Source organism: Aerosticca soli (assembly GCF_003967035.1).
GTDB classification, from domain to species: domain Bacteria; phylum Pseudomonadota; class Gammaproteobacteria; order Xanthomonadales; family Rhodanobacteraceae; genus Aerosticca; species Aerosticca soli.
The window spans coordinates 1,001,826-1,011,342 of the sequence record NZ_AP018560.1; the positions used below are offsets into that span (position 1 = coordinate 1,001,826).

At 71.2% G+C, this 9,517-nt stretch carries 10 protein-coding genes and 1 tRNA gene; 7 read left to right on the forward strand and 4 right to left on the reverse strand.

Annotation, left to right across the window (positions count from 1 at the left end):
- Positions 1-4: 4 nt before the first annotated feature.
- The gene (locus ALSL_RS04565) at positions 5-355 is read right to left on the reverse strand and encodes a DUF2069 domain-containing protein (protein ID WP_126536871.1); all 351 of its coding nucleotides are present in this window, start codon (positions 353-355) and stop codon (positions 5-7) included.
- On the reverse strand, positions 352-948 hold the full coding sequence (wrbA, locus tag ALSL_RS04570; RefSeq protein WP_126536872.1) for an NAD(P)H:quinone oxidoreductase: 597 nt from the start codon (positions 946-948) through the stop codon (positions 352-354). Before wrbA ends, ALSL_RS04565 begins: the two co-directional genes overlap by 4 nt.
- Positions 949-1,037: 89 nt before the next feature.
- Here wrbA and ALSL_RS04575 point away from each other — a divergent pair, with 89 nt between their 5' ends.
- Genes ALSL_RS04575 through ALSL_RS04585 form a run of 3 tightly spaced genes read left to right on the forward strand, consistent with a single transcriptional unit; the run spans position 1,038 to position 3,033 of the window.
- Entirely contained in the window at positions 1,038-2,300 is a 1,263-nt protein-coding gene (locus ALSL_RS04575; protein ID WP_126536874.1) for a YihY family inner membrane protein, read from the forward strand.
- Positions 2,297-2,770 (forward strand): TlpA disulfide reductase family protein, encoded by a 474-nt coding sequence (locus ALSL_RS04580; RefSeq protein ID WP_126536876.1) that lies wholly within the window; start codon positions 2,297-2,299, stop codon positions 2,768-2,770. Before ALSL_RS04575 ends, ALSL_RS04580 begins: the two co-directional genes overlap by 4 nt.
- Positions 2,767-3,033 carry an acylphosphatase gene (locus tag ALSL_RS04585; protein ID WP_126536878.1) on the forward strand — a complete coding sequence of 89 codons (267 nt, stop codon included), beginning with the start codon at positions 2,767-2,769 and terminating at the stop codon, positions 3,031-3,033. Before ALSL_RS04580 ends, ALSL_RS04585 begins: the two co-directional genes overlap by 4 nt.
- Before the next feature lie 9 nt (positions 3,034-3,042).
- Here the strand turns inward: ALSL_RS04585 and prfA are convergent, their stop codons facing one another.
- Positions 3,043-4,122, reverse strand: coding sequence for a peptide chain release factor 1 (gene prfA, locus ALSL_RS04590; protein WP_126536880.1), 1,080 nt, complete (start codon positions 4,120-4,122; stop codon positions 3,043-3,045).
- Between the two features lie 73 nt (positions 4,123-4,195).
- On the reverse strand, positions 4,196-5,470 hold the full coding sequence (gene hemA, locus ALSL_RS04595; protein ID WP_126536882.1) for a glutamyl-tRNA reductase: 1,275 nt from the start codon (positions 5,468-5,470) through the stop codon (positions 4,196-4,198).
- A gap of 105 nt (positions 5,471-5,575) precedes the next feature.
- Here hemA and ALSL_RS04600 point away from each other — a divergent pair, with 105 nt between their 5' ends.
- From ALSL_RS04600 to ALSL_RS04615, 4 genes are all read left to right on the forward strand, one after another.
- Positions 5,576-7,318 (forward strand): tetratricopeptide repeat protein, encoded by a 1,743-nt coding sequence (locus ALSL_RS04600; RefSeq protein ID WP_126536884.1) that lies wholly within the window; start codon positions 5,576-5,578, stop codon positions 7,316-7,318.
- Positions 7,315-7,947 (forward strand): lipoprotein insertase outer membrane protein LolB, encoded by a 633-nt coding sequence (lolB, locus tag ALSL_RS04605; RefSeq protein WP_126536886.1) that lies wholly within the window; start codon positions 7,315-7,317, stop codon positions 7,945-7,947. Before ALSL_RS04600 ends, lolB begins: the two co-directional genes overlap by 4 nt.
- A complete protein-coding gene (gene ispE, locus ALSL_RS04610; RefSeq protein ID WP_126536888.1) occupies positions 7,944-9,341 on the forward strand; it encodes a 4-(cytidine 5'-diphospho)-2-C-methyl-D-erythritol kinase in 1,398 nt (465 codons plus the stop codon). The genes lolB and ispE overlap by 4 nt, the downstream gene beginning before the upstream one ends.
- 44 nt (positions 9,342-9,385) lie before the next feature.
- A tRNA-Gln gene (locus ALSL_RS04615) sits at positions 9,386-9,462 on the forward strand.
- Positions 9,463-9,517 lie beyond the last annotated feature (55 nt).

Here is a 9,517-nt window from a genome sequence, read left to right on the forward strand (position 1 = left end):
CGGTTCAGCGCACCGGCCGTCGCCGTACGCCGGCGCCGAGCGCGCCGATCAGGAGCAGGGTGAGCGCGATCTCCACCAGCGCCAGCGTGCGCGTGGCGGGGTCGCTCCAGGCCTCGCTCACGCCATGGCAGAAGTAGCACAGGGACAGGATGCCCGCCCACAGCAGCGCGCGCTGCACGCGACGGATCGCCAGCAGCGGCGCGAGCAGCGGCAGTGCGGTGATGGCGAGTACGAAGGCGACCGGCAGCCGCGCGGGCGGAGCCAGCCAGGCATGCCAGAGGATCTGCAGCGCAAACAAGGCGGCCCAGGCGGCGAGGCCGACGCGTTGCACCGTGGACGGACCGGCCGCGCTCATGCGCTGGTGGCGAGACGGCGGGCGACGTCCGCCAGCCGGCGCCCGAGCGCGCGGGCCAGGGCGTGTTCGTGCTCGTCGATGGCGCGCTCGCCGTCCGCACCGGCCAGGTGGCTCGCGCCGTACGGCGTGCCGCCGCCGCGAGTCAGCGTGAGCGCGGGCTCCGTGTAAGGCAGGCCGACCAGCAGCATGCCCTGGTGCAGGAGCGGCAGCGCCATGCTGAGCAGGGTGCTTTCCTGGCCGCCGTGCAGGCTGGCGGTGCTGGTGAAGACTGCCGCCGGTTTGCCGGCCAGCGCGCCGCTCGCCCACAGGTCGCCGGTGCCGTCGAGGAAATGCTTGAGCGGCGCGGCCATGTTGCCGAAACGGGTCGGACTGCCGAGCGCGAGACCCGCGCAGTCGATGAGGTCTGCATGGCTGGCATAGGGCGCGCCGGCTTCCGGCTCGGGCGGCTGGGCCAGTTCGGTGACCGGCGCCACCGGCGGCACCTGGCGCAGCCGTGCGTACATGCCGGGCACTTCTTCCACGCCGCGGGCGATGAGCCGCGCGAGCTTGGCGGTATGGCCGGTGCGGCTGTAGTAGAGAACCAGGATGTCCATGCGGGGCATGCAGTGCTCACGGGCGATGCACTAGTGTAGCGGCAGCCTTCGCGCATCCCTTGGGTTGGACTTTTCCGGAGAACTGGCGAGTGCGCATCGACCGTGACCGCATCCGGGCCTTCGTGCGCTTCCTCTGGCAGCGCTTCCTGGACGACAAGTGTTTCGAGACCGCCGGCGCACTGTCCTACACCACGCTGGTGTCGCTGGTGCCGCTCACCGTGGCGGTGTTCGCGATGATCTCGGCGTTCCAGGTGTTCGAGGGCGCGCGCGACCGCCTGCTCGACTTCGTCTTCCGCAATTTCGTGCCGGCGACGGGGGCCCAGGTGCGCGCCGCGCTGACGGGGTTTGCCGCCAACGCCAGCCAGCTGACCGGCATCGGCATCCTCGGCATGCTGTTCAGCGCGCTGTCGATGATGGTCAGCATCGAGGATCGCCTGAACCGCATCTGGCGCGTCTACCAGCCGCGTTCCTGGGGTTCGCGCTTGCTGCTGTACTGGACCGCGCTCACGCTGGGGCCGATCCTGGCCGTCGGCGGGCTGGCCGCGGCCTCGTATGTCACCGCGATGCCGCTGCTGCGCGATGCCTCGGTGTCGCCCACGCTTACCCAGCAATGGCTGCGCGTGCTGCCGTTCCTGGTCACCTTTGTCGCCCTGTGGCTGATGTACGCGCTGGTGCCCAATTGCCGGGTGCCGCGCCGCGACGCGACGATCGGCGCCCTGCTCGGCGCGATCCTGTTCGAGGTGGCCCGCTGGGGGTTCGCCGTGTTCGTCCGCGGCGCGCACAACTACCAGCAGATCTACGGCGCGCTGGCGGTGATCCCGATCTTCCTGCTGTGGATCTACCTGGCCTGGGTGATCGTCATCCTCGCCGCCTCCATCGCCGCCTCGCTCTCGGCCTACGAGTACCACGCGCCCACCCAGGTGCTGCCCGAGGGCGGCGAGTTCCTGGGGTTGCTGGTGGTGCTGGGCCGGTTCATCGACGCCCAGCGGCATGGCGAGCGGCTGGATCCGGCGACCGTGCGGCTGCACGAGCCGTATCTGCGCAACACGCAGATCGCGATGTATTTCGACGACCTGCAGCGCGCGGGGCTGATCCAGCGCGGCGAGGGCGGCGGCTGGCTGCTGGTGCGCAGCCTGGACAGCACCGACCTGCTGCACGTCTACCGGCACAGCCGTTACCGTCTGCCGCTGCAGCCCATCCAGCTGGTGCGCACGCTCGGCATCGTGTTGCCGGCCAAGCTGATCGGGCTGCTGGAGGAAACGGCCGAGGCCATCACCAGCCGGCTCGCCACGCGGCTGGACGAAGCCTATCCGCCGCCCGGCGATGCTCCACGCGAGGTGCCTGTCCCATGAAAAAAACCCTGTGCCGCGGCCTGCTCGGCGCGCTGCTGCTGGTCCTGGCCGGCAGTCTGCCGGCGGCGACGCCTCCGGACTTCACGCTCACCACGCTGGATGGCGGCCATTTCCGGCTCGCCGCGCAGCGCGGGCATTGGGTGATCGTCAATTTCTGGGCCACCTGGTGCGCGCCGTGCATCAAGGAGATGCCCGAACTGTCCGCCTACGTCGCCCGGCATCGCGACAAGATCGCCGCGATTGGCATCGCCTACGACGACACCGACCCGGCCGAGCTCAAGGCCTTCGTCGCCGCCCATCCGGTCGCCTATCCGATCGCCCGGCTCACCCTGGATGCGGCACTGCCCGGGTTCGCGGCGCCGCGGGTGCTGCCGACCACCTATCTCATTGCGCCGGACGGCAGCGTGGTCCGGCGTTTCGACCGCCCGGTCGGCGCGGCTGAGCTCGGCGCCGTGACCGGTCTGCCATGAACGGCGCCCGCTTTCTCGTCAGCGGACGCGTGCAGGGCGTGTTCTATCGCGCCGCCACGCGCGAGCGGGCCCGCCATCTGGGCCTTGTCGGATACGCGCGCAACCTGGATGACGGCCGCGTGGAAGTGGTCGCCTTCGGCGCGCCGGAAGCACTGGACGCGCTGGAGCGCTGGCTCTGGCAGGGGCCGCCGGCAGCGCGGGTCGAGGCGGTGCGGCGGGAGGCGCTGAACGCCGAGCCGCCGGCGGATTTCCGCGTGCTGTGAAGCCCCCGGTCAGGCGTGGAGCTGCTTGAGTTGGTCGATCTGGTCCTCGCGGGCCAGCGCGTCCATGAGTTCGTCCAGATCGCCCTCCAGGATCTCGGGCAGGCGATACAGGGTGAGGTTGATGCGGTGGTCGGTGACCCGGCCCTGCGGGAAGTTGTAGGTGCGGATGCGCTGGCTGCGATCGCCCGAACCGACCTGCAGCCGACGCGCCTCGGCCTGTTGGGCCGTCTGCTTGCGCTGCGCCTCGTCGAGCAGCCGCGCCTTCAGGAGGCTCATCGCGCGGGCGCGGTTCTTGTGCTGGCTGCGTTCGTCCTGGCACTCGACCACGATGCCCGAGGGCAGGTGGGTGATGCGGATGGCCGAGTCGGTCTTGTTGACGTGCTGGCCGCCGGCGCCGGAGGCGCGGAAGGTGTCGATCTTGAGCTCGGCCGGGTTGAGCTCGATCTCGTCAATCTCGTCCAGCTCCGGCAGGATCGCCACGGTGGCGGCGGAAGTGTGGATGCGCCCCTGCGATTCGGTAGCCGGCACGCGCTGCACGCGGTGCGTGCCCGATTCGTACTTGAGCCGCGAATAGGCGCCGCGGCCTTCCACGCGGGCGACGATCTCCTTGTAGCCGCCATGCTCGCCCGGGCTTTCGGAGAGGATCTCCACCCGCCAGCCGCGCCGCTCGGCGTAGCGCGCATACATGCGGAACAGATCGCCGGCGAACAGCGCCGCCTCGTCGCCACCGGTGCCGGCACGCACCTCGAGGAACAGGTTGGCCTCGTCGCGCGGATCGCGCGGCAGCAGCAGGCGCTCGATCTCCTGCTCGAGTGCGGCCAGGCGGTCCTTGAGCCCCTGCAGGTCGGCGGCGGCCAGTTCGCCGAGTTCGGGATCGTCCAGCATCGCCTCGGCATCGGCGAGTTCGCGTTGTGTTTGCTCGTGCGCGCGCAAGGCGGCGACGAGGGGTTCGAGCTGGGCATATTCGCGCGAAAGCTCGCGAAAACGCGCAGGGTCGGCGAGCACCTCGGGCGCACCGAGCAGGTGGCCGAGCTCCTCGTGGCGTTCGCTCAGGGTTTCGAGTTTGCGGTGCAGGGCAGGCGTCGTCATCGGCGGCTCGGAACGGGCAAGGGCAGGGGGCGGACGGCCGGCGCGAAGGCGCCGTGGCGGCATCCGGGCCGAGCTACTCCTCGCGCAGTTCGGTCTCTTCCGATTGGCCGTATAGACGGCCGGCGGCATGCAGCAGGTCGAGATCGCCGGCCAGCGCGGCCTCGCGCAGGCGGGCACTCGGCTGGTGCAGCAGCTTGTTGGTCAGCGTGTTGGCCAGAAAGGCCAGCGCCTCGGCCGGCGGCTTGCCGTGCGCGAGCATGGCCTGGGCCTTGGCCAGCACCTCGTCGCGATGGCGTTCGGCATGCTGGCGCAGGTCCACCACCGGGTTGCGCACGGTGAGCGCGCGGCGCCAGGCCATGTAGCGCTCCACCTGCAGGTCGATGATCGCCTCGGCCTCGCGCGCGGCGGCCTCGCGCGAGCGCAGGTGGTCGTCGATCACCTGCTTCAGGTCGTCGATGCCGTAGAGATAGACGTCGTCGAGCGCGCCGACGGCGGGGTCGATGTCGCGTGGCACGGCGATGTCGACCATGAACATCGGCCGGCGCCGGCGCGCGGCGATCGCCCGTTCGACCATCGTCCGGGTCAGCACCGGCGTGCGGGAGGCGGTGGAGGCGATCACGATGTCGGCTTCGGCCAGGTGCTGCGGCAGATCGGACAGGGCGATCGCGTAGCCGCCGTGGCGGCCGGCGAGGTCCTGGGCGTTTTCCAGCGTACGGTTGGCCACGATCAGTCGGCGCACGTGTTTTTCCGCCAGGTGCCGGGCGGCGAGCTCGATGGTGTCGCCGGCGCCGATCAGCAGCACGCAGGCCTGTTTTAAGTCGGTGAACACCTGCTCGGCCAGCCGGACGGCGGTGAACGCCACCGACACCGTGTGCGCGCCGATGCGGGTGTCGGTACGCACCCGCTTGGCCACCGCGAAGGTGTGCTGCAGCAGCCGGTCCAGCGGAGCGCCGAGCGTCTGCGCGGCGCGGGCGCGGTGATAGGCGTCCTTGACCTGGCCGAGGATCTGCGGCTCGCCGAGCACCATCGAGTCAAGCCCGGTGGCGACGCGAAAGAGGTGCCGCACCGCGGCGTGCTCGTCGTGGCGGTAGAGGTATTCGTCCAGCCGCCCGGGCGCCAGCCGGTGATGGCGGCCGAGCCATGCTTGCGGCACCGCCTCGGCGCCCGCCGCCACGTTGACGTAGAGCTCGGTACGGTTGCAGGTGGACAGGATCAGGGCCTCTTCCACGCCTTCTTCCCGGCGCAGCTCGCGCAGCGCCTGGCCGGTGGCTGCCGCGTCGAAGGCGACCTGCTCGCGCAGGCTGACCGGCGCGGTGAGGTGATTGAGCCCGAGGGCGATCAGCGGCATGGCGTGGATGATGGGTGTGCGGCGGGCGTCTGCCGGCTTGGGCTAAGCTTGCAGCATGGTGCCGGACGCAACGGGCCGAATCATAAGCGTACGACGGAGCATAGTGTGCTGAGCGGTACCCCCAAGTTCAAGCAACTGCGGCAATGTGCAATCGTCGGCGCGCTGCTCCTGCTCGCGGCCTGCGCCGTGAACCGTCCCCAGCGGGCTTCGCCTCCGGGCGCCTCGAACGCTGGCGTGGGCCAGCCGCTCGCGCGGCTCGAAGTGCCGATCCCGGATGCCGATCACGATCTCATCGCGCAGCTCATCGCCGGCGAGATGGCCCTGGTGCACAACGATCTCAAGGCGGCCGCCGGCTACTACGGACGCGCCATGCAGCTGACCCGCGACCCGCAGGTGGCGGGGCGGGCGGCGCTGCTGGCGATCGCCGTGCACGACGCCGAGGCCGCGCAGCGCGCACTCGAGCGCTGGCAGGCGCTCGGGGCGACGCCTGCGCAGCTCGCCGTGGCGCGCGCGCAGCTGGCGCTGGATCGCGGCGACGGCGCCGAGGCTCGGCGGCAGCTCGACATCCTGCTGCACAGCGGTGAGAAAGACGCCTGGCGGCAGTTCACCCGCATCCTGCTCGAGGCCCGCGACCAGGCCCTGGCGGCGCAGCTCCTGGAGGCGCTGGCCACGCCCGAGCGCCTGTCGGCCGATCCACAGGCGTGGCTGGCGATGAGTGAGCTCGGCGACAAGCTCGGCCGTCACGCCTATGCCCAGCGTATCGCGGATGCCGCGGTACGCCGCTTCAAGCGCCCCGAGACCTATGCCTGGGCCGCGCAGCTCAAGTACAAGGCCGGCGACCGCGAAGGCGCCAAGCGCATGCTGCGCCAGGCCCTCGCCCGCACGCCGAACGACATCCAGCTGCGCCTGGCCTATGCCGGGTTGCTCGGCCAGGAGGGCGCCTATGCCGACGCCTCGCGGCTGCTCGATCGCGGCCCGCAGAACGCCGATACCTATGCCCTGCGTGTCGCGCTCGCGGTGCAGGCCGGCGACAAGGCCGCGCTGGCGCGGCTCTACGAGCAGCTGCAGCGCGCCCCCGATGAGGAACGCAGCCCCTGGCTGCTCGGTCAGCTCGCGGAGCTGCTCGGGCGGCGTGGCGAGGCGCTGGCCTGGTACGACCAGGTCGGCGACGATGACGAGCACGCCTTCGACGCCGATCTGCGCAGCGCGGTGCTGCTGTTCGGCCAGGGCAAGCGCGCCGATGCGCATGCCCTGCTGGAACAGCTGGAAACCAGCTACCTCGACCAGCCCGCGCAGCTGCGCCGCGCCTACCAGGCCGATGCCGAGCTGTACATGCAGGAGCAGCGCTATGCGCAGGCCGCCGACGCCTACGGGCGCGCGCTGCAGATCATGCCCGACGATCCGGAACTGCTCTATGGGCGCGGCATGGCCTATGCCCAGGGCGGCCAGATCGACCAGGCGGAGGCCGATTTCCGCCATCTGCTCAAGCTGCGCCCCAACGACCCGGACGCCTGCAATGCGCTCGGTTACACCCTGGCCGACGCCAGCCGTGACCTGGACGAGGCCGAGCGGCTGATCGAGATTGCCCGCGCCGCGCGGCCGAACGATCCGGCCATCGCCGATTCCTGGGGCTGGCTGCAATATCGCCGCGGCCATCTGGACGAGGCCGAACGGGTGCTGCGCAGCGCGTGGGCGGGCCGCAAGGATGCCGAGATCGGCGTGCATCTGGGCGAGGTCCTGTGGCAGCGCGGCAAGCGCGACGAGGCGATGCGGGTGTTCGACGAGGTGCGCCGGCTCGACCCGCAGAACGCCAGCCTCGAGGCGACGCTGCAGCGGCTCAAACCATGAACAAGGCGGGGTGGGCGATCGTCTTGGCCGTGTTCCTGGCCGGTTGCGTGCCGGCCGTGCGCATGCGCGGCAGCCCCGAGGACCTGGCCGCCCAGCGCGCGCGCGAGCGGCAGCTGGCCGGCGTGGAGCGCTGGCAGGTTCGCGGCCGGCTGGGCGTGTACGACGCCCGCGGCGGCGGCAGCGGCGACTTCAGCTGGCGCCAGGACGGCACCCACTACGAATTCACCCTGCATGGCCCGTCCCTGAGCGGCGTGGATCTGCGCCTGCGCGGGGACGAGCACGGCGCCCTGCTCGAGGGTGACAAGCGCGGGCCGCTGCGGGGCCGCGACGCCGAGGCCCTGATGCAGCAGGCGCTGGGCTGGGTGGTGCCGCTGGACGAGCTGCGCGCCTGGCTGTTCGGGCTCAGGGCGCCCGGCGGTGGTCCGGCCGAGCTCGAGTTCGGCGCCGATCACCTGCCGGCACGGCTGCGCCAGGACGGCTGGACGGTCGACTACCGCGCCTGGGACACCGATCGCCAGCCGCCGCTGCCGCGCAAGCTGTTCGCCGAGAAGCCGCCCTACAAGGTGCGGCTGGCGATCGATGCGTTCGAGCTGGACGCCGCGCCGACATCGACGACTGCAGGGCGATGAACGCGATGCCAAGCATCGAGCGCGCCGTGCCCGCGCAGGTCGATGCCCTGTGCGCGATCGAACGGGCCGCGGTGCAGCTGTTCCGTGGCCATCCGGCGTGGCCGTTTTATCAGGCCGCGGCCTTGCCGCCGGACCGGCTCGAAGCGGCCATCACCCGTGGCCTGGTATGGGTGGCGATGGAAGCCGGTGCGCCGGTCGGCTTCATCTGGCTGGATGACGAGGGCCGCACCGACGCCGACGGTATCGGCATCGCCGAGCTCGACGTACTGCCGCGCCACGGCCGCCGCGGCATCGGCGGTGCGCTGCTGGAACACGCCTGCGCCTGGGCGCGCGCGGCCGGCTATCGCCGCATCGATCTCGGCACCGTCGCCGACGTGCCGTGGAATGCGCCGTTCTATGCCGCACACGGCTTTGCCGTGGTCGACAAGCATGCGCCGGATTACGCCCGGGCCTTGGCGCGCGATCGCGCCAATGGCTTCCCCGACGCCTTGCGCGTGTTCATGGCGCGCGCGCTCGAGCCGCCGGCGCGCGGCGACTGGACGGTCTGGCCCGCTCCGGCCAAGCTCAACCTGTTCCTGCGCATCACCGGCCGCCGTGTCGACGGCTATCACGAGCTGCAAACGGTGTTCCGCCTGCTCGACTGGGGCGACGAGCTGCGCGTGCGGGTGCGCGAGGACGGCCAGTTGCGTCGCCTGGCCGGTGCCGCCGGGGTGGCCGAGGAGGACGATCTCGCGCTGCGCGCCGCGCGCCTGCTGCGCGACCACACGGGCGTGACGTTCGGCGCCGAGATCGCCATCGACAAGCGCATCCCCATGGGCGGCGGCTTGGGCGGCGGCAGTTCGGACGCGGCCAGCGTGCTGGTCGCGCTCGATCACCTGTGGGGGTGCGGGCTGGACGAAGCCGCCCTCGCCGAACTGGGCCGCCGGCTCGGGGCCGACGTGCCGGTGTTCGTGCGTGGCCGTTCGGCCTGGGCGGAGGGCATCGGCGAACGGCTGACCCCGCTCGCGCTGCCGCGGCGCTGGTACGTGGTGCTCGACCCCCACGAGCACGTCGCCACCGCCGGCCTTTTTCAAGCGCCTGAATTGACACGAAATGCCACCCCGGCCAAAATGCCGGACTTCGTTTCGGGCGGGTTGGCCGACAATGCCTTCACGCCGGTCGTGCGCCGGCGCCACCCCAAAGTGGCCGCGGCGTTGGATTGGTTGGGTGCTTTCGGCGCGGCGCGGCTGTCCGGCAGCGGCGGCTGCGTGTTTCTCGAGACGACCTCGCGCGCCCGCGCGCGGCAGGTGGCCAGGCAATGCCCGGCCGACTTCGCCGCCGTGGTCGCCGAGGGCGTCGAGGTTTCGCCCTTGCTCGCGGCACTCGCGCGGCATCGGCGGGCCGGCGGGGCGTGACGCGTCGGGCACCGCCCAAGGTTTGCCTTCGCAATGATTCATGGTGGGGCGTCGCCAAGCTGGTTAAGGCACGGGATTTTGATTCCCGCATGCGCAGGTTCGAATCCTGCCGCCCCAGCCACCATCCAACGCATACATCCCAAGCTCGAGAGGTCCACCGTGGACGCATCCACCCC

Coding starts and splice junctions, on each gene's coding strand:
- lolB (WP_126536886.1), top strand. CDS start 7,315: ATGAACAAGGCGGGGTGGGCGATCGTCTTGGCCGTGTTCCTGGCCGGT.
- ALSL_RS04565 (WP_126536871.1), bottom strand. CDS start 355: ATGAGCGCGGCCGGTCCGTCCACGGTGCAACGCGTCGGCCTCGCCGCC.
- ispE (WP_126536888.1), top strand. CDS start 7,944: ATGAACGCGATGCCAAGCATCGAGCGCGCCGTGCCCGCGCAGGTCGAT.
- wrbA (WP_126536872.1), bottom strand. CDS start 948: ATGGACATCCTGGTTCTCTACTACAGCCGCACCGGCCATACCGCCAAG.
- hemA (WP_126536882.1), bottom strand. CDS start 5,470: ATGCCGCTGATCGCCCTCGGGCTCAATCACCTCACCGCGCCGGTCAGC.
- ALSL_RS04585 (WP_126536878.1), top strand. CDS start 2,767: ATGAACGGCGCCCGCTTTCTCGTCAGCGGACGCGTGCAGGGCGTGTTC.
- ALSL_RS04580 (WP_126536876.1), top strand. CDS start 2,297: ATGAAAAAAACCCTGTGCCGCGGCCTGCTCGGCGCGCTGCTGCTGGTC.
- prfA (WP_126536880.1), bottom strand. CDS start 4,122: ATGACGACGCCTGCCCTGCACCGCAAACTCGAAACCCTGAGCGAACGC.